Genomic DNA, 21,892 nt, shown 5'->3' on the forward strand with positions numbered 1-21,892 from the left:
GAGACTGCACCGGTTTTCCCTTCCCCCGTTCTCTGTCCGAACGGACGATGGCAACCATCGTTCCTCGACCCATGACAGAGAAATGCTTGCCATATCCCACGCGCTGGTCGCACTGACGCTCTTCGGACCGTTGCTCTTCACCGCTGCCCTGCAAGCCGGCGAGCCGCTGACCCTCGAAGTGTTCACCGCGGCAGAGTTCCCGGTCAGCGGCCAGGATGATCGCGGGCTGCAAGAAGCGACCGTCACCGTCTATGCCGTAGACGGTCTCGAGCAGTTCGAAGCGACGCTTTCACAGAACCTGCCGACGGACGCAGACGCGGCAAAGGCTGAAGCACTGCGACGTATCGGCGAGTTGGACGACGCCCGTATTGCCCCCGCGAAGGACGCCGCGATCGGGCTGGCCAAGGCCGTGCAGTATGGCGTCGATCGCTATCCCGCCATCGTCGTCAACGGTACCGCCGTGGTCTACGGCGTCACCGATCTGGTCGACGCAGTCGCACGCTACGAAGTCTGGCGCGGGGCTCGATCGCAATGAAGTGGCGTGGTCTTACACTATTCGTTCTCGCCCTGATACTTCAGGCCCCGCCGACGACTCATGCGGCGACCATCACCACGCCCGGAATTGTCGCCCAGACCTCGGCCGCGACTTTCGCCTGCATGCGCTGGATGCCGGTGGGCGTCTGCTTTTGGCTGCGCTGCTCGTGGACCGGCTGCCGCGTACGCACATCGCTCAAGGTGGGCCACTACAACCCCGACCTGGTGGTGAGCGTCTACAACGAACTCGGCGGCAATCCCTGGGCCGAGATCCGCGCGACGCTCGGTCTGGCCCAACGCGCTGCGGCCACCGGATTGCTCGGCGCGCTCCTCCCCGTGCCCATTGATAGTGCCGGCAACCGCACCGAGGGGACTGGCGATCGGCGGGACCACAGGAACCTGGTGTTCCGGGAGACCGATGCCATCGGACATCCGTTGAGTTCGCTGTCCGGCGTCGTCGCCGGCGTCGGACTCCTGTGTGAATCGCAGACGATGAGCTTCGTTCCGTACTTTCAGTCTGGCCTCGATGCGCTGTCTTGGCGGCAGGAGATCCCGGAGATTTTCTATCCGGCGAGCTGGATTCCGGGGCTGCGCGAGGTAGGTACCTGGCCGCTGCAGACCTGGGGCAGCGTGCATCCTCGCACCGGTTGGACAACCCAGGCGGAAGAGCCCAAGGCTGGGGCCGTCACCGCTCAGCGCGCCGGCGACATTGTTACGCGGACGGGGCAACCACACATCTATATACCGCTCAGCGGTCCCAGCTCGGGCAGCCAGCGTGTCTGGCCGCCTGGTCCGCTCGTTGAGAAGGATGCCCGCACCGGCACCTGGCAGATGCTGGCGCCTCGCCCCGAGGCGAGCTGTGGCGGGTTCGGCACCAACGACCTGGTCGGCCTCGCCGGATGGGGTGGCGGCCGCGTCGATTCGGCCGGTGACTATGCCTGGAACCTCTGGCGGCCCTACCAGTGCTGCAGCCGGCGCGGTCAGTGGTTCCTGTTCGACATCAACTGGATTGCGTACCCGCCATGAGCAAACCTGCCACCCTAATTCTGCACCGCGCCGCTCTCGTCGTCCTGCTCGCAACCCTGAGCATCAGCGCGTCCCACGCTGCCGAAGGCCCGACCGAGGACGGCCTCTGGTACTACGAGATCGGCGGGGCGGAGCCGGTTTCCGCGCCAGCGAATCCCTCGGTGGTGTCGGTGACTCTCGGCGGCTCGGCGCAGCTCGGGCTCGGCTACAGCTGCGGTAAGTTCGATCCGGTGCTCGCGGTGACCAACAGCCTGAACAACATCAAGTCCGGTGTGGACGACATGATGAATGCGATGACGGCGGCCGCGTCGTCCGCGATCGCGGCGCTGCCGGCACTGATCCTCCAGCGCGCCAATCCCGGGCTCTACGACCTGTTCCAGAATGCGCTGCTCAAGGCCGAGGAGACGATGCAGCTCGCCACCAAATCCTGCGAGCAGATGGAGACCGAGATGGCCCAGGGCAAAAACCCCTACGCGGATCTCATCACTCTGTCCAAGGGCAACGACTGGAAGATGCAGATGGGCATCGGCGGCAACGATGCCGTGACCGCCAAGGATTCGGTGGAAGCCTCGAACGGCGACAACGGCGTGCCCTGGATCGGAGGCCCGGCCGGTGGCGCCGGCCAACCCGTGCTGCAGTTCACCGGGGACATCGTGCAGGCGGGCTACAACATCAACATGAACCGCCCTATCACGGCGACGGGCCCGGTGCCCGCTGCCTCGGCCACGCGCCTGTCCGAAGTCTGGCCGACGCCGGTCGCGGCGCGGAACTGGGTGGTCGACGTGGTCGGTGAGAACATCGTCACTACCTGCGACACCTGCCGCAAGGACAGCATCCCGGGGACGGGCCTGCTGCCAAAGCTCTATACCGAGTCCACCGCGGTCACCGTCGAGTTGCAGAACCTGGTGAGCGGTGCGACCGCGCCGACGCTCGCCAATCTCGAGCTCGTCACCGCACCGGGCGTAGCCGTGACCCGCCAGGTGGTCGAAGCGATGCGGGAAATGCCGGCGACCGAGCAGGGACTCATCATCGGTCGATTGGTTTCGGAAATCAGCACGGCCCGAACGGTGGAGAAGGCGCTCTATGCGCGGCGCCTACTGCTCTCCGGCCGCCAGGTACCCGAGGTGTACGCCACCGAGGTCGCGCGTGAGCATGCGGATACGGCGCTCGCCGAACTCGACAAGGAAATCGAGAGCCTCTTATTCGAGACGCGCGTACGGCGCGAGGTGGTTTCCGACACGGTGACGGTGCTGCTGCAGCGCGCCGCCGCTCGACGCCAGGCGGCGCTCAACGTCCCGCAAGCCGAACCCATCGACCCGCGGCCACTCAGCAATGGCCGCGTGCAGTAACGGCACCGGATTGCGCCGACGCTGGTTCCTGACGCTGTCGCTGGTCGCAGCCGCCGCCGTGATCGTTGTGGGGGTCGTCCTGTGGCAGGCAGTTGAGCTCAGCTCCCTGGCGATCGTGTCGGAACGCGTGGACCGTTTGAGGCCGCTCTTGGGCGGGTTGCGACTCGCACTCATCGGTGCGCTGGCGGTGGTCTGGCCTTGGCTTTCATCGCTTCGGTCGCGCGCGGACGACGAGGCCGCGCGGGCGCGCTGGATGGCGCTGCGCTGGCGTGTCGTCGGCTGGTTGCTCGTCATCGAGCTCATCATCGGCCAGAACCTGCTCGGCCGCTTCTTCGGCGCGGCGGTGCACTCGACGTGAGCGTCGACAGCTACCTCGAGCTCTTCACGACCCTGTTCGGCTGGGCGTTCTACGGCGTGCTGTGGGACGTGCTGGTCAGCACCGGCATCGTCTATCTGCCCTTTCTCGGCATCCTCATCGACAACTGGCGGGAACCGGCTGAAGGCGGCGAGTTCGGGACCGTCACGGGGCTGTCGCTGCGGCGCATGGAGATCGAGCTTTTCATTGCGCTCCTGGTGGTGGTGCTGGCCGGCCAACCCGCAGCGCTGACCCCGCTGAACGCCGGGACGTTGAGCTACGCGCCGCAACCGACGCTGACCGACCCCACGCCGGCGGCCGCCACCGTGGCGGCGCCGCAGAGCACGTATGGCGCCGTGGGCTTCACCGGCTCACCGGCGACCGTGAACATTCCGGTGTGGTGGTATGCCGTGCTCGCGATGACCTCCGGATTCAATCATGCCGTGGTCGAGGGTCTGCCCGCAGCGAGCGATCTGCGCACCTACGAGCAACAGGCACGACTCGCGACCATTGCCGATCCGCGCTTGCGGCAGGAGGCGAGCGATTTCTTCAGCGAGTGCTACGTGCCGGCGCGGTCCAAGTACCAGGCTGAACGACCCGCGACAGCGGCCGTTGCCGGCATCCTGACAACCTACGGTGACGATGATCCGGATTGGATGGGCTCGCACGTCTATCGCGACACGGCCGGCTTCTACGACAGCCTGCGCCCGACAAGACAGATCCCCGGATGGGCGTACAACGCGGCACGCGATACCGAGTACGACCCGGCCTCGCCGCCAACCTGGGGCAAACCGACCTGCAAGGAATGGTGGGAAGACGGCGCCGTGGGCCTACGCGAGAAGCTCATCGACGAAGCGGATACGACGTCGGCCGGATTCTCCGGGCTCGTCGTTGCCGTGGCGCCGATCCTGGCGAGCGAACAGCAGGAAGACGCCGTGGTCCGCACCGTGCTCAACAACGCGCCGCCATCCTGGTCGAGCAATGAACTGGTCGCCGGCAACACGGCCAGCACTGGTTGGCTCGCCACCGCCGAGAACGTCGTGAAAGGTGGACTGGCCACTGGCGGAGTCATCACCGCTTCGGCGCTCTTCTCGGTGACGATGACCGCGGTGCTGCAGGCGTTGCCTATGGTGCAGGCCCTGATGCTGTTGGGTGTCTACGCGTTATTGCCGATGATCGTCGTTTTGTCTCGGTACTCGCTCTCGATGATGGTGGTCGGTGCGATGGCGATCTTCACGATCAAGTTCTGGAGCGTGCTCTGGTACCTGGCCATGTGGGTGGATCAGAATCTCATCCAGTCCATGTACCCGGACGTCAACGTCTTCTTGCAGATCTTCGCCAACCCAGGCGAGCACGACGCCAAGCGCATGCTGCTCAATATGATCACGACCAGCCTCTATCTGGGGCTACCACTCTTGTGGAGTGGGATGATGGCTTGGGCAGGCGTCAATGTGGGACGTGCAATCAACAACGCAACCGCGCCATTGGCTCGGCCCGCGGACGATGCGGGCCGCCAGGGCGGGGCGATTGGGAAGGCCGCCGCGAGCAGAGGCCTCCGCCGCTAGCGACGGCTCGGCTAATCCTCGTCGTACCAGCCGTAGGGATCGTTACCGGCGTCGAGGCGGCCGGTGCGGTGGTTGTACTCGCCGACCAGGTCCGTGTCATGGAGTTGACGTTCATCGTCGCGAGTTTCCGCCGCCAGCGCCGCACCGAAGATCGAGAGCACGCTTCGCGCTAGCTCACTGGCAGCTCGTACTAGCGTAGTCACAGTCCCGTTCATCGCGATCAGTGATCCTCCGTCTGAAGACGCCTCATCCAAGTATTCTGATTTTAGTCCCCTATCGGACTCAGGATGTACCTCGGGCTGATGCTCGTTATCACGACATTCAAGACCATCGTGGCGCTCCACGGCGAACATATCGTTCAGGCGGCTGGTTATCGCAGCCCCAACGTTGGAGCGCTCTGAGACGACTTTGAGTCATTTTAACCCGGTATTGTCTGATTAAAGCTGCAATGCTATGGTTCGCGCTGGGCGCGTACGCTCTAGTCGCTGTGGACCGCCCAAATCCTGGGATTCGGTGCGCGCGCGCCGCCACGAGGGAAGCTTGATGACGAATGAACCCTGGGTCTCGGTTGATGACCTGGCCAAACACCTCGGCGTAGCCAAGGACTCCGTCTATCGATGGATTGACCACAAGGGGTTGCCGGCTCACAAGATTGGACGACTGTGGAAGTTCAAGCTATCGGAGGTAGATGACTGGGTGCGGGACGGCGGAGCTTCAGGCGATGAGCCAGGGCAAGACGGCAAGGGGCGGCGTGGATGAACCTGGGGCTTCAGGTAACCACCTGTCTGCTAGGACTCGGAAGCAACGTCGACGCTGCCGTCGCTAGCATTTGCCGATCCAGCAATTCGGAGCGGAAAGCCATCGGTTCCGAGCTGCGGGCGATGCAAGGTCGTGGCACTGGACGGAGTCTGGAGCCATGAAGGCCACCGAAGCCAAGTTTCTGGACTTCCTCAAGAAGTCACCGCAGTTCGTCATTCCGATCTATCAGCGCACGTACTCATGGACCGAGCGTGAATGCCGTCAGCTGTGGGACGACATCGTCCGCACCGGCAGCAACGATGCCATCTCGGCCCATTTCGTTGGTTCCATCGTCTACATCGAGAAGGGCCTGTACCAGGTATCTAGTCAGTCACCTCTCCTCGTGATTGATGGCCAGCAGAGACTGACCACGGTCACATTGATTCTCGAAGCCTTGGCGCGCCAGCTGGGGGACAGCGAGCCCGTTGACGGCTTCTCGGCCAAGAAATTGCGCAGTTACTACCTGCTGAATCCGTTGGAGGATGGAGAACGCGGATTCAAGCTGCTGCTCACACAGACCGACAAGGCGAGTCTGCTGGCCTTGGTTCAGCAGAAGCCACAACCCACCGACCAATCCCTGCGAGTCACTGAGAACTTCACCTTTTTCGAAGAGCAGGTGAAGAACCTTGGCGCCGACGTTCCCGCCCTGTGCCACGGCCTCGCGAAGCTGGTCGTGGTCGACATCGCGCTCAGTCGAGACCAGGACAATCCTCAGCTCATCTTTGAGAGCATGAACTCGACCGGACGCGAGCTGAGCCAGGCCGACCTGATCCGCAATTTCATCCTGATGGGGCTGGAGCCTGCTCACCAGACTCGGCTGTACGAGGATCACTGGCGGCCGATGGAAGTGGGTTTCGGTCAGGAGGGGTACGGCTCCCATTTCGACAGCTTCATGCGGCACTACTTGACGCTTAAGACGGGAGAAATACCAAACGTTCGAGCGGTATACGAAGCGTTCAAATCTCATGCGCGAACGCCGGACATAGCCGTTGCAGGCCTGGATTCGCTAGTCGCGGATATTCACGCCTTCGCGGGCTATTACTGCGCGATGGCATTGGGCAAAGAAACCGATAAGAAGCTCGCCGAGGCCTTTCGTGACCTGAGAGAGCTGAAGGTGGACGTCGCCTATCCGTTCTTGCTTGAGCTCTACGACGATTTTGCCTACGGAAGACTCGAGAGCACCGACTTCGAGGCTGCCGTCCGGTTGGTCGAGGCATACGTATTCCGCCGCGCGGTGTGCGCAATCCCCACAAACTCCCTGAATAAGACCTTCGCCACTTTCGGGCGTGCGCTGCAGAAAGACCGGTACCTTGAGAGCGTCCAGGCTCATTTGCTGACGCTCCCCTCCTATCGTCGGTTCCCGGGCGACGAGGAGTTCAAGCGCGAGTTCGTCGTGCGTGACCTCTACAACTTTCCTCGTCGAAGCTACTGGCTGCGGCGACTCGAAAACCATGGCCGCAAGGAGCGTGTTCCAGTCGACGAATACACCATCGAGCATATTCTTCCGCAAAACGAGAATCTGTCTGCGAGGTGGCGGGACGAAATCGGACCCGACTGGCAACGTGTTCAGGAGAGCTGGTTACACACGCCCGGCAATCTTACGCTCACTGGCTACAACGCCGAATACAGCGACCGACCCTTTTCGGAAAAGCGTGACATGAAAGGGGGATTCCGGGAGAGCCCACTAAAACTCAACGAGGGCCTGAGCGGCCTCGACAAGTGGGATGAAGCGGCTATCAAGAACCGCGCTGAACGCCTTGCCGCGGTGGCCACGGGCGTATGGGCGGTGCCTTCTTTGCAAGCCGAAGTGCTCGAGTTGTACCGTCCGCGCGGCGAGAAAGCAGCGGGCTACACGATCGATGACCATCCGCAGCTCGCGATCGGTTCGCCCATGCGCGAGCTATTCGAGATCTTTCGTAAGGAAGTTCTGGCGCTCGACCCCTGCGTCTCGGAGGAGTTTCTGAAGCTCTATGTCGCCTACAAGGCTGAGACTAACTTCGTAGACATAGTGCCCCAGAAAAGTCGCCTCCGCCTATCGCTCAATATGCAGTTTCACGAGCTACATGATCCGAAAGGTCTGGCCAAGGATGTCACCAATCTGGGTCGTTGGGGCAACGGTGACGTGGAAGTAAGCCTTAGCAAGGCGGACGAGCTGCCCTACATTCTGGGTCTGGTGCGGCAGGCGTTCGAGAAACAGATGGGGAACGGTGAATCTGAAGGATGAAAACAAACCGGGCATAACAATGAATCAGGTAACCCACAACAGCATCGTCAACTTCATCTGGGGCATCGCGGATGACGCGTTACGCGATGTGTACGTTCGCGGCAAGTACCGCGACGTGATATTGCCCATGACGGTCATCCGCCGTCTCGACGCGCTGTTGGAGCCGAGCAAGGAAAAGGTGCTCGGCATGAAAAAGCAGCTCGACGGAGCAGGGATCGCCAACCAGCACGCCGCGCTCTGCCAGGCCTCCGGCGAGGCATTTTACAACGTCTCGCCCTTTACCCTGCGCGACCTGAAGAACCGCGCCAAGCAACAGCAGCTCAAGGCCGATTTCGAAGCCTATCTGGACGGTTTTTCGCCCAACGTCCAGGAGATCCTCGACAAGTTCAAGTTCCGCAACCAGATCCCCACGTTGATCGAGGCCGACATCCTCGGCCACCTGATTGAGAAGTTTCTCGACGGCCGCGTCAATCTGAGCCCCAAGCCTGTTCAGGATGTGGACGGCAACGAACTGCTCCCGGCGCTCGACAACCATTCGATGGGCACCATCTTCGAGGAGCTGATCCGTCGCTTCAACGAGGAGAACAACGAAGAGGCCGGAGAGCACTTCACGCCCCGCGATGTGGTCAAGCTCATGGCCGACCTGATCTTCCTGCCGGTGGCCGACGACATCGAATCGGGCACCTACCTTGTTTACGACGGGGCCTGCGGCACCGGCGGCATGCTGACCGTGGCTGACGAGCGCCTGGCCGAGCTGGCCCAGAGCCACGGCAAGGATGTCTCCATCCATCTCTTCGGCCAGGAGGTGCAGCCGGAAACCTACGCCATCTCCAAGGCCGACCTGCTCCTCAAAGGCGAAGGGGCCGAGGCCGAGAACATGAAGTACGGCTCCACGCTCTCCAGCGATGCCTTCCCGTCGCAGGAATTCGATTTCATGCTCTCAAATCCGCCCTATGGCAAGAGCTGGAAGACCGATCTTGAGCGCCTGGGCGGTAAGGGAGACATCAAGGACCCTCGTTTTGTCACCCAGCACGGCGGCGACCCGGAATACAAAATGATCACCCGTTCCAGTGACGGTCAGCTCATGTTCCTGGTCAACAAGCTCTCCAAGATGAAGCACACCACCAAACTTGGCAGCCGCATCGCCGAAGTCCACAACGGCTCGTCACTCTTCACTGGCGACGCCGGCCAGGGCGAGAGCAATATCCGCCGCTGGATCATCGATAACGACTGGCTGGAGGCCATCATCGCTCTGCCGGAAAACACGTTCTACAACACTGGCATTGCTACCTACATCTGGGTACTGGCCAACCGCAAGAGCGAAGAGCGTCAAGGCAAGGTCCAGCTCATCGATGCCACCGAATGGTTCGTGCCGCTGCGCCGCAACCTCGGCAAGAAGAACTGCGAGTTCTCCGAGGAACATATCCGCGCCATCAGTGACCTGGTGGTCAATCCGGTCGAAACCGAGAAATCCAAGATTTTCCCCAACGAGGCCTTCGGCTACTGGAAGGTGACGGTGGACCGACCAATGCGCCTCGCCGTTGACCTGAGCCCGGCCCGGCTGGAACGGTTCGAGCGGGCCTGTGCCAAGGCCAAGGAAGAGCCGCTGGCCAACCTGGCCCACCGCGTGGCCGAGACCCTAGGAGCCGGTCCACACCTGGATTTCAACGCCTTCATGGACGCCTGCGATACCGATGCCGACAAGCACGGTGTCAAGTTCACCGCCAAGCGCAAGAAACTGCTGCAGGGCGAACTTTGCGACACCAGCGAGGACGCCGCTCCGGTGCTGAAGAAGGTTCACAAGCCGGGCAAGGCCATGCCCGATCCCATCCATGGCTTGTTCGACGCCGAGGTGGGCGGCAAACACTGCGTGGTTGAATACGAGCCGGATACCGCCCTGCGCGACAGCGAGCAGGTGCCGCTGCTGGAAGAAGGCGGCATCGAAGCGTTCTTCCGGCGTGAGGTGCTGCCCTACACCCCGGATGCCTGGATCGATCCAGGCAAGACGCTGGTGGGCTACGAGATCTCCTTCACCCGTCATTTCTACCGGCCCGCGCCCATGCGCACCCTCGATGAGATCAAGGCCGATATCTACGCCTTGGAGCAGGAGACCGAAGGCCTTCTGGAACAGATTGTCGGGGAGGCTGGGTAATGAAGCTGGCCTCCTATCCAGAATATAAGGACGCTGGAGTGAGCTGGGTCGGGAGCATTCCCGCACATTGGCCTGAGAAGCGGGCAAAGTATTACTTCAAAGAGATTGATGATCGCTCCCAGGCAGGTGATGAAGAAATGCTCTCTGTGTCGCACATCACGGGAGTGACTCCCCGCAGCCAGAAGAACGTGACCATGTTCAAGGCCGAGTCGAATGTCGGTCAGAAACGTTGCCAACCCGGCGATCTGATCATCAATACGATGTGGGCCTGGATGTCTGCATTGGGCGTCTCGAACCATGCCGGAATTGTGAGTCCCGCCTATGGCGTTTACCGACCAAGAAGCAACCAGGATTACGATTACTACTATCTCGACAGCCTGTTGCGGATTGAAGGATATCGGTCGGAATACATTTGCCGGTCAACGGGCATCCGCTCTTCCCGGCTCAGGCTCTATCCCGATAAATTTCTGAGCATGCCGGTGGTCTGCCCTCCGCAGGAAGAGCAGCAAACCATCGCACGATTCCTGAAGGCGCAAGACCGCTTGTTCCGAAAATTTATCCGCAACAAGCGGCGGTTCATTGAACTGCTCAAGGAACAGAAGCAGAACGTCATCAACCAGGCCGTGACCCGGGGGCTTGATCCCAAGGTCAAGTTCAAGCCCAGCGGCGTGGAATGGATCGGAGATATTCCGGAGCATTGGGACGCAAGACGGCTCCGCACGCTGGCGGCGGTCAGGGCAAGTGGCGTCGACAAGAACACGAACGAGGACGAAGTCCCGGTCATGCTCTGCAACTACGTGGATGTTTACAAGAACGACCGCATCACCGCTGCCATCGATTTCATGAAAGCCACGGCCACGCCTGAAGAAATTCGCGCTTTTGAGCTTAAAGCGGGTGACGTGATCATCACCAAGGATTCCGAAAGTTGGGACGACATCGCCATTCCTACCTTCGTTCCCGAGGCACTTCCGGGCGTCGTTTGCGCCTATCACTTGGCCTTGATCAGACCGTTCTCAGGTGAAATCGAAGGCGAGTTTCTGTTTAGGGCATTCTCATCCGACCCGGTGGCAGACCAGTTCCGGATTGCCGCCACCGGCGTGACTCGCTTTGGCTTGGCGCAAGGTGCAATCAAGGGGGCGTTCTTCCCGCTCCCGCCGTTGGAGGAACAGCGGGCGATTATCGCTCACATCAATGAGAAGTGCGCCGAGATCAGCCAGGCGATTTCAAGGGCCGAGCGTGAGATCGAGCTGATGCGCGAATACCGCATCCGGCTGATTTCCGATGTCGTCACCGGTCAGGTAGATGTACGCGGCATCGAGGTGCCGGAGGTCGCCGAGGAAGAGCTGCTGGCGTTGGAAGAGGACACCGCCGAATTGGATGACGTACTCGATGACGAGGGGGACGTGGATGAAGCCGACTGACACCAGCGAAGAGGGACTGGAATCGATCATCGTCGCGTCCCTCGTGGAGAATGCCGGATATGTTCAGGGCGACCCGCAGGACTACGACCGGGAACACGCCGTCGACCTGGCCAAGCTGTTGCAATTTCTCGTCGCCACCGAGCCCGATGGCTATAAGGCTCTCGGCATCGACGAAGAAGGCCCCAAGCGTACCCAGTTTCTGCACCGCCTGCAGGGCGAGATCGCCAAGCGCGGCGTGGTCGACGTGCTGCGCGGCGGCATCAAGCACGGCCCCGCCCATGTGGACCTTTTCTACGGCACGCCGACGCCGGGCAACGTGAAGGCGGCGGAACGATTCGCGGCCAACTTCTTCAGCGTCACCCGCCAGCTCCGCTACAGCCGCAACGAGACCGCGCTCTCCCTCGACATGGCTGTGTTCATCAACGGCCTGCCCATCGCCACCTTCGAACTCAAGAACAAGCTCACCAAACAGACGGTTCTCGATGCCGTTCAACAGTACCAGCGCGACCGCGACCCGAAGGAGCTGCTGTTCCAGTTCGGCCGCTGCGCCGTCCACTTTGCCGTGGACGATCACGAGGTGCGTTTCTGTACCCACCTCAAGGGCAAGGGCTCGTGGTTTCTGCCCTTCAACAAGGGCTACAACGACGGCGCGGGCAATCCGCCGAACCCTCATGGGCTTGCCACCGACTACCTGTGGAAGGAGACCCTCTCCAAGGAGGGGTTGACCGATATCCTGGAAAACTACGCCCAGGTGGTGGAGGAAAAGGACGAGAAGACCGGCAAAAAGAGGTACAAGCAGATCTTCCCCCGCTACCACCAGTTGAAGGTGGTGCGCATGCTGCTGGCCAATGCCGCTGAGGGCGGCGTCGGCAGGCGCTACCTGATCCAGCACTCGGCGGGCAGCGGCAAGAGCAACTCCATCGCCTGGCTGGCGCACCAGCTTGTGGGGCTGGAGCACGAGAGCGAGGCGTTGTTCGACTCGGTGATCGTGGTCACCGACCGGCGGGAACTCGACAAGCAGATCCGCGACACCATCAAGCAGTTCGCCCAGGTCTCCGCCACCGTCGGCCATGCTGAACACTCGGGCGATTTGAGGAAATTCCTCAGGGGCGGGAAGAAGATCATCATCACCACGGTGCAGAAATTCCCGTTCATCCTCGATGAGATTGGTGATGAACACCGCCAGAGCAAGTTCGCCATCATCATCGACGAGGCCCACTCCAGCCAAGGCGGCAAGACAACCGCCGCCATGAACCGCGTACTGGAGGAGCATCCCGAGTACGATGATGAAGAGGAAACGCTCGAGGACAAGATCAATAAGATCATAGAAGGCCGGAAGATGGTGGCTAACGCCAGCTACTTCGCCTTCACCGCGACTCCCAAGAATAAGACCCTGGAGATCTTCGGCGAGCCGGACCCGCAGCCCGACGGTACCGTCAAGCACCACCCGTTCCACAGTTACACCATGAAGCAGGCCATCCAGGAGGGCTTCATCCTCGATGTGCTGAAGAACTACACCCCGGTGGAGAGCTACTACCGTCTCGCCAAGACGGTGGAGGACGACCCGCTCTTCGACGCCAACAAGGCCCAGAAAAAGCTGCGCCGCTACGTGGAGTCCCACGAGCACGCCATCCGCGAGAAGGCGGAGATCATGGTGGACCACTTCCACGCCCAGGTGATCGGCCATCGCAAGATCGGCGGCCAGGCCCGGGCGATGGTCATCACCAACGGCATCAAGCGGGCCATCCAGTATTTCCACGCCTTCAAGGATTACCTCAAGGAGCGCAAGAGCCCTTACGAACCCATCGTGGCCTTTTCCGGGGAGCACGAGTACGGCGGTAAGAAAGTAACCGAAGCGACACTGAACGGTTTTCCCAGTAGCCAGATTCCGGACAAGGTGCAGCAGGACCCGTACCGCTTCCTGATCGTCGCGGACAAGTACCAGACCGGCTATGACGAACCGCTGCTGCACACCATGTACGTGGACAAGGCGCTTTCCGGCATCAAGGCGGTTCAGACGCTCTCGCGCCTCAATCGCGCGCACCCGCAGAAGCACGACACTTTTGTGCTCGATTTCTACAACGACTCGGAGACCATCCAGAAGTCATTCGAGCCCTATTACCGCACCACCATCCTCAGTGACGAGACCGACCCCAACAAGCTGCACGATCTGAAGTCGGATCTGGACGGCTATCAGATTTATTCGCAGGCACAAATCGACGATATGGTAGAGCTCTATCTGAACGGCGCGGATCGCGACAAGCTCGACCCGATCCTGGACGCCTGCGTGGCCACCTACAACGCCGATCTCGATGAAGACGGCCAGGTGGATTTCAAGGGCAAGGCCAAGGCTTTTGCGCGCACCTACGGATTTCTGGCCTCGATCCTGGCGTACTCGAATGCCGACTGGGAAAAGCTGTCGATCTTCCTGAACTTCCTGATTCCAAAGCTCCCCGCGCCCAAGGAGGAGGATCTCTCACGAGGCATCCTAGAGGCCATCGACATGGACAGCTACCGTGTCGAGGTCAAAACCAGCCTGAAGATCGGCCTTCCGGATCAGGATGCCGAAGTCGGTCCCGTGCCCACCAGTGGCGGCGGACGCAAGCCGGAACCGGAGCTGGACCAACTTAGCAACATCATCAAGGCGTTCAACGACCAGTTCGGCAATATCGATTGGAAGGATGCTGACAAGATCCGCAAGGTCATCGCTGAGGAGATCCCGGCCAAGGTAGCGGCGGATGCCGCCTATCAGAACGCCATGAAGAACAACGACAAAAAGACCGCCCGGATCGAGCACGACGCCGCGCTGCAACGCGTGATGATCGACCTCTTGTCCGACCACACGGAGCTGTTCAAGCAGTTCAGCGACAACCCGTCATTCAAGAAATGGCTAGGCGACACCATCTTCGGCGTGACCTATCAGGAAGCATCATGACCGGTGTTAAGCGTATTTATCGATTGATCATGCTGCAGGTCAGAACGGATAAGGCGCAGCTTGAAGCCACTGCTGACGATATTCCGATCATCGGGCAGCCTAGGAAGGGCGTCGAAGAAGAGTGGGGAAGAGGAGATGGCTGACCTAGAAGAGCAAGACACTCGAGGTCGGACCTTTAGTTTCATCCGTGGCGCCGAGAGTGGCGTCGTGGAATACGAATGGCCAGATGGTGCTGACAAGGTTCGACACGCGCTCGGTGAATCGCTGAACGCGAGAAATGTAGCATTTCTGTTAGGAGCTGGTTGCTCGTCGTCATGGGTCGACGGCCAGGAAGTCGGTGTTCCGACTATGGCACCCCTTGCTGAGGAATTCACGAAGAAGAGGGATGCTGACGACCCGTCATTCCCGACAGCTGCTGAACGCGAACTGCTCCTGAATGAGTTCGGAATCGATATCAGCGCCGACGATTTTGCGCGTAATCTGGAGCGACTGATGGAAGTCCTGTTCAGCCTACGCTTCATCCTCATACGCAGCGCGCTTGAGGGGGCCAGTAATTGGCTTTTGGTCATCAACTCAATCATTCACAAGGTCCACAAGTTCCTCTGGACAAAGTGCACGGCAGGGGCATTCGCAACCGGCGACGGCACTGTCATGCGTCTGTATGAGTCGTTCTACCGCAAGCTTGTCCTCCGGGATCGGTCTCTCCCACGGCCTTGGGTGTTCACGACGAATTATGATCTATTCAATGAGACGGCCATGGACCGGCTTGGCTTGCCGTATGCAAATGGCTTTTCCGGCGTTGTGGAACGCCGCTTCAATCCTGCGACGTTTCGCTACGCTCTAGCTGAGCAGCTCGATGTGACAAGCCGAAAATGGTCCGCAGTCGACGGGTTCGTATATCTTTGCAAGCTTCACGGGTCTATCAGTTGGATCGAGGACGATCATGGACTTTTTCCGATTCGAGAGACGGTGACGTCCCAAGACCCCGGGAAGGTGATGATCTATCCGACTCCTGCAAAGCAGAACTCTGCACTGGGATCGCCCTATGCTGACCTATTCCGTGAATTTCAGTCGCGCATCGTACGTGAGCAAAGCGTGCTCTTCACGATGGGCTACGCATTCGGCGACGAGCACATAAACAATATTATCTATCAGGCGTTGACAATCCCAACCTTCAGGCTCGTGATATTTGCAGACCCTATGCTTCAGGGTGAGATCACTAAACTTCGTGATCTTGACGATCCTCGGATTTGGATCATCGGAGGGGAAGGGCCAGACGAGGGCCGCAGAGCGCACTATTTCGATACGGTCGTAGAAGAGTTCATGCCGCAACGACCGAGCGAACGAATCGACGACGCCGTGAAGAAGGTCCTGGAAGCAATGTCGCCGAATGCGGGGGCGACGGATGAGCCGTGACGATCGAAAGCGCGCGATCGGCAAGATCGTGTCTGTCGCTGCCGACAGGCTCGTCGTCGAAATGCATGCGGGTACGGATAATTTCACAGTGGTGGGGTTCGACGACGTTCATTACGTGGCCCGGCTCGGATCCTTCTTGATGGTGCCAGTGCATGCCGAATATGTCGTGGTCGAGGTCGTCGGCTTACGCGAGCGTGACGTCGGCGGCTACAGCCAGAGTGACGGCGACTTGGATAAGGCAACTTCGGCGAAATACCTCGATGTCGTTCCCGTTGGAATGCTGCCACAGGACCGAAGTGAGAAGTTTCGTTTCGGCGTGTCCGTCTTTCCGTCGCTCTACGCGGATGCACTCTATGCTCTTGACGCGGAACTCGACCGGATCTTCGAAACGGATTTTCCTGTCGAACCGACGCCTGCCGTGAACGGAGTTCCACCTATCCCGCATGATGCGACGCGCTTCCGCGCGTTGACAATTGGTAAATCGGTTGTATTCGAAGGCTATGACGTCAAGGTTCGGATCGACGATTTCTTCAGCGGCCACACGGCTGTGCTTGGTAATACCGGTAGCGGCAAGTCCTGCACCGTCGCCTCTATCCTGCAGTCGTTGTTCGAAAAGGCGGATGAGCACCACGCGCGGGGCGCAACGTTCGTCGTCTTTGATGTTAACGGCGAGTATGAGCAGGCTCTCTCGTCCTTAGCCAATAGCAGTGATATCAAGGTGTCCCGCCTAATCCTCGACGGAACGGCAGCCGAAGGACGGTTCCGACTGCCTCATTGGTTCCTGGAGCAATCAGAATGGGAACTTCTGCTTCAGGCAAGCGAGCGGACGCAATTACCGGTGCTACGAACGGCCTTGGGACTTACAGGCTTATTTCGTCAGAACTCTCCGGAAGCACTGCGGATCAGGGAACACTTCATCGCGACATGCATCATCGAGTGCTTTCGTGGGGCTGACGGGGATTCCCCAGTCGCCAAATTTCAGCGCGTCGTGTCGCTGTTGCAGAGATACCCGACCGACGAGTTGAATAGGGACTTGCTCCAAAAATATGGCGCCAACTACCAGTACGGAAATTTTGTACCCGGTGGTAATTTGGAGAATTTCCTGAACGAGGTTCGAGAAAAGCTTCGCGAGGACGTCGAGCTTCCTTCATATCACCGTACACCGTTCACATTTGACGATCTCGAGGAATGCCTCGACTTTGCAATCCTCTACGAGGAGGCGCACGGCAACAGACAGATTAGGGATTATTGCTCACAGATGATGACCCGCTTCAAGTCGCTGAAGGAGCGGGCGGAATACGCATTCCTTCGATACGACCTGCAGCCGTGCGACGAAGCGCCGTCGCTGAGAGCTTTTTTGGAAGAACTTCTCGGCTTGACGTCAATCGGCGGCCAGCTAGTCAAGCGTAGCCAGATCATAATTGTCGACATGAATGCGGTCGAAGACGAGGTGGTTGAGCTGGTCGCCTCCGTTCTCGCACGGATGGCTTTTCGTCTGCTCCGGGAAGCCGAGCCAAGAAATCGCTTTCCTGTCCATTTGCTTTTGGAGGAGGCGCATAGGTATATAGCAGAGTCTCCGTCTCGTTATGCCATCGACGCCAGCCAAATTTATGAACGTATTGCGAAGGAGGGCCGTAAATATGGGCTTTTCCTGCTCGTCGCCTCCCAACGACCGAGTGAACTTTCGAAAACGGTGCTGTCGCAGTGCTCGAACTTCGTCATTCACCGCATTCAGAATCCGGATGACCTTTTCCAGATCCGACAGATGACGCCTTTCATTTCTGAATCCGTATTAAAACGTTTGCCGTCTCTACCGAAGCAACATGCACTTGTGTTCGGGACTTCGGTCAACTTACCGACGACATTCCGCGTTCGTGATGCGAGCCCACTGCCGAAGAGCGATGACGCAAAGATTCGGGATCTTTGGTTCCATGAAGTGGGGCGTGCTGCGCAAGTGCAAATTGCTGGAGGGGTTAGCAATAGCGGAACTGGCGACAGCTAGCTGTAATATCGCTTCCGGATCACCGCGACGGCGACGTTTGGCTGGCGATAGAGAAGTTTCCGGCGTCGGAACATTTAATGCTGACCGCTGGTCGGGAAAGATGAAGGCGTTCTAATTAGACACGATGTGGACACGGTGCCTTTGTAAGCTACGAAAATACAGAGAAACGCCGAAGGTTCGAATCTCTCGAATCGATTAGGCAGGTGGCGCCCACTTCACCCGCCAATGAGGCGCTGAATCGCTTTGTCCGCCTCGTCCTCTGGAGTGACATTTCGATTGCCCAACTTCTTCGGCTTTGGAAGTTTGCCATCCCGACGCAAACGCCAGATCGTCATGTCAGAGCAGCCGCCAAGTTTCTCCTTCAGGTGCTTGTCGGTGATGAGTCGCTTCATGAACCGTCTCTCGTTATAACGTGATATGGACGGTTAGGATTGTTGTCCACATAGCGGGGCATCGCCGCCGAAAATCGATTCAACCTGCGTCGTGGTTTTTTTAGGTCCTGAGTTTGCTCGTGATGTTCCGATGATTTCGAGCCCGAACGAGGGGTCACCGCTTCTTATTCGGCGCCTTCGTGACTGCGTCGAGATAGTCGGCCCACCATTGCATCAGGCGCGTCCGCTCCTCGAACCGGTCGCCCCTGTCGTAGGCACCCTTGACCTTGTTCTGCTCGGTGTGAGCCAGGGCACGCTCCACGGCATCGACCGACCACATGCGATGTTTCTTCCCGTCGACCTCCGTGACGGCCTCGTTCAGGATCGTCGAAGCCAGGGCGCGAAAGCCGTGGACGGTAGTGCGCTTGTGGAAGCCCATCCGGTAGACGGCGAAGATCATGGTGTTCTGGCTGGCCGGCTTGTCCTCGAGCCGGCCTGGCATCAGCCACTGTGAATGGCCGGTAACCTTGTGCAGCTCCTCGAGCGTGGCGAGCGCCTGCTGCGATAGGGGCACGCGGTGTTCGCGGCGGTTTTTCATACGCTCCGCCGGAACCGCCCACATCCCTTGCTCACGGTCGAACTCGGTCCACTTTGCTTCGCGGACCTCGCTGGTGCGGGCGAGGGTGAGGATCAGCAGGCGCAGACCCAGGCGTGTCGCCGCGTCGCCGTTGTAGGCATCGAGTGCGTGCAGGAACGCCGGCAGCTCCTCGGCGGCAAGTGCGGTCTGTTGTCCCTTCTTTCGCGGCTTCAGGTGATTGTGGAGCTCGCCGGCCGGGTTCACGTCTCGGTAGCCGAGCGCCACGGCCCGGGAGAAGACGGCGCGCACTCGCTGCAGCACCCTCGTCGCGATCTCGCCGGCGCCGCGATCCTCGATGCCTTCGATCAGCGCCATGATCTCCATGGGCTGGATCTGGTCGACGGGGCGGGGGCCGAGCTTTGGCAGGATGTCGATGTCGAGCGACCGCCAGACCTGCGAGGCGTGCTTCTTGGTCCAACCAGGCGACTGGCGCCGGTGCCACTCGTTCGCCACCTCGAGGAAGGTGGGCATCGTCGACGCGCCAGCCTGCTGTTCCTTCTCGGCACGCTTGGCGGCAGAGGGATCGTCGAGCTTTCGGGCATCGGCCCATCGTTCCCGAGCCTCGGCCAACCCGATCTTCGGGTACGGGCCCAGGCTGAGCGTCTTCTCCTTGCCGTTGACGCGGTACTTGCCGCGCCAAAGCTTGCCGCCGGCCGGCGTGACAACCAGGTACAGGCCATCGCGATCAAACAGCTTGCGCTGCTTGTCGGTCGGTTTCGCGTTCTTGATTTCCTGGATCGTCAGCATCTGGGGGTATTTTCTTGCTGGGGGTATTTTATACCCCCAGATATACCCCCGAAAAGGGTGTGAAGGCGGGATATGACGAGATATCCCGAGAGATGCTTTTGCTAAACGTATTTGCTTGATTTAGATAAGAAAAAAGCGCCACTGAGGGCGCTTTTCCTTGAGTTTTCAGGGGCTTGAAAACTCTGTAATGGTGGAGGCGGCGGGAGTTGAACCCGCGTCCGTTGGCACTCGGCTATTGGCTCTACATGCTTAGCTTCCGTTTATTGATTTAGCTTCAGACGACCCAACGGTCAGGGTGTCGTCAGCGATCCCGATTGTTTTTAGTGCTTCAGCCCCGGGCGAGACATCCACACGATCCTGCAGCTTGCGCCGCCGATTTCATCATGCAGGCCTGAATCATCGGCGTAAGCGGGTTTTAGGCCGCTAGTGCGTAGTTTTCGTCGTTGGCAACTATAAAAGTTACAGCGATTGTTTAACGAGAGTCACTACCCTCTCGGCATGCACCTCCAGCTCTGTTACCCACGTCGAAGCCAAGTCGCCCCCGTAGGTGGTGGTGTGTGCGCAGTCTAGCATGAAGCCTGTCACGTCAATGTGGCGGGAGTCTGGCAAACTGCACTCGCCGGATTAGAACTCTTCCGCAGAATTTGGTTCAAAATCACCCATGATTGACCTCCGCTCAGCCCGGATCGCCCTCCTGGCCAGCCTGGCGCTGGCGCACCTGCCCTGCGGCATCGCCCGGGCTGCAGAATCATCCGCTCCACCCGCGGCCCGGGGTTACGAAGCCCGCACTTATATCGAGCGCTCCGTGAACCTGATTCAGGAAGGGCACTACGACCTCGCCCGCACCTATCTGGCGCCGACCCTGATCGATCATCGCCTCAATCCGCTCGAGCGCTCCCGCGCCTACTATCTGCACGGCTACAGTCTCTACGCTCAGCAGCGCTATGTGTCGGCCCGCAAGGACTACGTGCGCGCCCTGGAATTCAACCCGGGCAACGCGGCGGCACAGGTTGCGCTGGGCGGGCTCTATTACCGGGGCGAGGGTGTCGATCCGGATCCCCGGCTCGCCTTCGGCTTCTTTGAGCAGGCCGCAGCGCAGGATCATCCCGAGGCCCTCCTTTATATGGGCTATGCCTACCTCGAAGGCCGCGGTGTCGAGCAGGATCTCGCACAGGCCCGCTCCCGTCTGCAGAAGGCTGCCGATAACGGCAGTTCCGAAGCCATGATCTTCCTCGGCCGCAGCTACCGGGAGCCGGTGACCGACAGCCCGGATCCGGCACTTGCCCAGTCCTGGTACCAGCGCGCTTATGAGGCAGGCGAAGTAGACGGCCTGGTGGCCCAGGCCTTCATGTATCGGGACGGGGAACTGGGCAGTGCTGATATCGATCGCGCCTTCGAGCTGTTCAGCCAGGCTGCCGGCGAGGGTTCGAGCGCGGCCAAGCTGAGCCTTGGTCATATGTACCTGGTGGGCGAAGGTACCGTGCCGGATCCCGGCCGGGCGCGGGAGCTGTTCGAGGCCGCCATCGCCCAGGGCAACTATGGCGGTGCGGTGAATCTGGGCCATATGTTCGAAGTGGGGCTGGGTGTGGAGAAGAATCCGGACACTGCCCTGCACTGGTATGAGATGGGCGCCGCGGCTGACAACCCCCAGGCCCAGTTGCGCGCCTTTTATCTGCTGCTGCGCCGGGGTGAAGCCGAAGCGGCGGCAAACTGGCTGGCCAGAGCCGCCCGCCACGATCTGCCCCAGGCACACAACGACTACGCCTGGCTGCTTTCCACCAGCCGGCAGGACCACATGCGCGATGGTCAGCGGGCCCTCACCTATGCGCAACTTGCTGTGAATCGCCAGAGTTCGCCCGCCTATCTCGACACGCTGGCCGCCGCCTACGCCGAGCTCGGTCGATTTCCGGAGGCCATTGCCACACAGCAGCGCGCAATCGGCCTGATCACCGATCAGACCTCAGAGGAAGCCCGCGCCCTGGCCGAACATCTCGCCGCTTACCAGGCACAGCAACCCTGGCGGGAGTAACCGCTTTCTGATACAAAACTGCCGCCCGCAAGCCAACCTGGAACCGCGCATCCGCTCATGAGTAAAGAAGCCAGAAAAACCCGGCTCATCTTCGAGACGATCCAGAAGCTTGTCGCCGATGGCTGCACCAGCTTCCGGCCCGGCCATGTGGCAGACGCCCTGCGCCAGACGACCTCACCGATGCTGACTTACGAAATCCGCGGGGAGTTTGCAAAGCTGGCACAGGAAGGGCTGATCGCAGTAGATGCCACCACCGGCACGTATCGGCTGGTACCCGCGAAGCACCAGGGGAGCCGCAAAGCCGGCTGATCGCCTGTCGCGGCGCCGTCGA

18 protein-coding genes and 1 other RNA gene are annotated in these 21,892 nt (G+C 60.2%); 15 read left to right on the forward strand and 4 right to left on the reverse strand.

The window, feature by feature from the left end:
• Positions 1-82: 82 nt before the first annotated feature.
• Genes R3E82_21380 through R3E82_21400 form a run of 5 tightly spaced genes read left to right on the forward strand, consistent with a single transcriptional unit; the run spans position 83 to position 4,829 of the window.
• Entirely contained in the window at positions 83-535 is a 453-nt protein-coding gene (locus tag R3E82_21380) for a TIGR03757 family integrating conjugative element protein (protein ID MEZ5553448.1), read from the forward strand.
• Entirely contained in the window at positions 532-1,560 is a 1,029-nt protein-coding gene (locus tag R3E82_21385; GenBank protein MEZ5553449.1) for a TIGR03756 family integrating conjugative element protein, read from the forward strand. Before R3E82_21380 ends, R3E82_21385 begins: the two co-directional genes overlap by 4 nt.
• A complete protein-coding gene (locus R3E82_21390) occupies positions 1,557-2,909 on the forward strand; it encodes an integrating conjugative element protein (protein ID MEZ5553450.1) in 1,353 nt (450 codons plus the stop codon). Before R3E82_21385 ends, R3E82_21390 begins: the two co-directional genes overlap by 4 nt.
• The gene (locus tag R3E82_21395; GenBank protein ID MEZ5553451.1) at positions 2,893-3,267 is read left to right on the forward strand and encodes a hypothetical protein; all 375 of its coding nucleotides are present in this window, start codon (positions 2,893-2,895) and stop codon (positions 3,265-3,267) included. The genes R3E82_21390 and R3E82_21395 overlap by 17 nt, the downstream gene beginning before the upstream one ends.
• A complete protein-coding gene (locus R3E82_21400) occupies positions 3,264-4,829 on the forward strand; it encodes a conjugal transfer protein TraG N-terminal domain-containing protein (GenBank protein ID MEZ5553452.1) in 1,566 nt (521 codons plus the stop codon). Before R3E82_21395 ends, R3E82_21400 begins: the two co-directional genes overlap by 4 nt.
• Positions 4,830-4,840: 11 nt before the next feature.
• Here R3E82_21400 and R3E82_21405 read toward each other — a convergent pair whose 3' ends face one another.
• On the reverse strand, positions 4,841-5,032 hold the full coding sequence (locus R3E82_21405; GenBank protein MEZ5553453.1) for a hypothetical protein: 192 nt from the start codon (positions 5,030-5,032) through the stop codon (positions 4,841-4,843).
• A gap of 340 nt (positions 5,033-5,372) precedes the next feature.
• Between R3E82_21405 and R3E82_21410 the strand changes: the two genes are divergently transcribed.
• The 8 genes from R3E82_21410 to R3E82_21445 all read left to right on the forward strand — a co-directional run bounded on the left by R3E82_21410 (position 5,373) and on the right by R3E82_21445 (position 17,777).
• Positions 5,373-5,588 carry a helix-turn-helix domain-containing protein gene (locus R3E82_21410; GenBank protein ID MEZ5553454.1) on the forward strand — a complete coding sequence of 72 codons (216 nt, stop codon included), beginning with the start codon at positions 5,373-5,375 and terminating at the stop codon, positions 5,586-5,588.
• Positions 5,589-5,745: 157 nt separating this feature from the next.
• The gene (locus R3E82_21415) at positions 5,746-7,851 is read left to right on the forward strand and encodes a DUF262 domain-containing protein (GenBank protein ID MEZ5553455.1); all 2,106 of its coding nucleotides are present in this window, start codon (positions 5,746-5,748) and stop codon (positions 7,849-7,851) included.
• A gap of 19 nt (positions 7,852-7,870) precedes the next feature.
• The gene (locus R3E82_21420) at positions 7,871-10,003 is read left to right on the forward strand and encodes a class I SAM-dependent DNA methyltransferase (GenBank protein MEZ5553456.1); all 2,133 of its coding nucleotides are present in this window, start codon (positions 7,871-7,873) and stop codon (positions 10,001-10,003) included.
• Positions 10,003-11,424, forward strand: coding sequence for a restriction endonuclease subunit S (locus tag R3E82_21425; protein MEZ5553457.1), 1,422 nt, complete (start codon positions 10,003-10,005; stop codon positions 11,422-11,424). Before R3E82_21420 ends, R3E82_21425 begins: the two co-directional genes overlap by 1 nt.
• Positions 11,411-14,359 carry a type I restriction endonuclease subunit R gene (locus R3E82_21430; protein ID MEZ5553458.1) on the forward strand — a complete coding sequence of 983 codons (2,949 nt, stop codon included), beginning with the start codon at positions 11,411-11,413 and terminating at the stop codon, positions 14,357-14,359. The genes R3E82_21425 and R3E82_21430 overlap by 14 nt, the downstream gene beginning before the upstream one ends.
• Positions 14,356-14,502, forward strand: a complete 147-nt coding sequence (locus tag R3E82_21435) for a hypothetical protein (protein MEZ5553459.1) — start codon at positions 14,356-14,358, stop codon at positions 14,500-14,502. The genes R3E82_21430 and R3E82_21435 overlap by 4 nt, the downstream gene beginning before the upstream one ends.
• Positions 14,495-15,775, forward strand: coding sequence for an SIR2 family protein (locus R3E82_21440; protein ID MEZ5553460.1), 1,281 nt, complete (start codon positions 14,495-14,497; stop codon positions 15,773-15,775). The genes R3E82_21435 and R3E82_21440 overlap by 8 nt, the downstream gene beginning before the upstream one ends.
• Positions 15,765-17,777: an ATP-binding protein gene (locus R3E82_21445; GenBank protein ID MEZ5553461.1), complete on the forward strand. Its 2,013-nt coding sequence runs from the start codon at positions 15,765-15,767 to the stop codon at positions 17,775-17,777. Before R3E82_21440 ends, R3E82_21445 begins: the two co-directional genes overlap by 11 nt.
• A gap of 215 nt (positions 17,778-17,992) precedes the next feature.
• On the opposite strand, the gene R3E82_21450 is transcribed toward R3E82_21445, so the two are convergent.
• From R3E82_21450 to ssrA, 3 genes are all read right to left on the reverse strand, one after another.
• Positions 17,993-18,169, reverse strand: coding sequence for a hypothetical protein (locus tag R3E82_21450; GenBank protein MEZ5553462.1), 177 nt, complete (start codon positions 18,167-18,169; stop codon positions 17,993-17,995).
• A 154-nt stretch (positions 18,170-18,323) separates the two neighbouring features.
• On the reverse strand, positions 18,324-19,532 hold the full coding sequence (locus R3E82_21455; GenBank protein ID MEZ5553463.1) for a tyrosine-type recombinase/integrase: 1,209 nt from the start codon (positions 19,530-19,532) through the stop codon (positions 18,324-18,326).
• A 188-nt stretch (positions 19,533-19,720) separates the two neighbouring features.
• Positions 19,721-20,075, reverse strand: a transfer-messenger RNA (tmRNA) gene (gene ssrA / locus R3E82_21460).
• Between the two features lie 118 nt (positions 20,076-20,193).
• On the opposite strand from ssrA, the gene R3E82_21465 reads away from it, so the two are divergent.
• Both R3E82_21465 and R3E82_21470 read left to right on the forward strand, forming a co-directional pair.
• Complete coding sequence (locus R3E82_21465; protein MEZ5553464.1) at positions 20,194-21,561, forward strand: tetratricopeptide repeat protein; 1,368 nt, start codon at positions 20,194-20,196, stop codon at positions 21,559-21,561.
• 57 nt (positions 21,562-21,618) lie between these two features.
• Positions 21,619-21,870 carry a hypothetical protein gene (locus R3E82_21470; GenBank protein ID MEZ5553465.1) on the forward strand — a complete coding sequence of 84 codons (252 nt, stop codon included), beginning with the start codon at positions 21,619-21,621 and terminating at the stop codon, positions 21,868-21,870.
• Positions 21,871-21,892: the final 22 nt, after the last annotated feature.

The organism is Pseudomonadales bacterium, assembly GCA_041395945.1.
In the GTDB taxonomy this organism is placed as follows: Bacteria; Pseudomonadota; Gammaproteobacteria; order Pseudomonadales; family Azotimanducaceae; genus SZUA-309.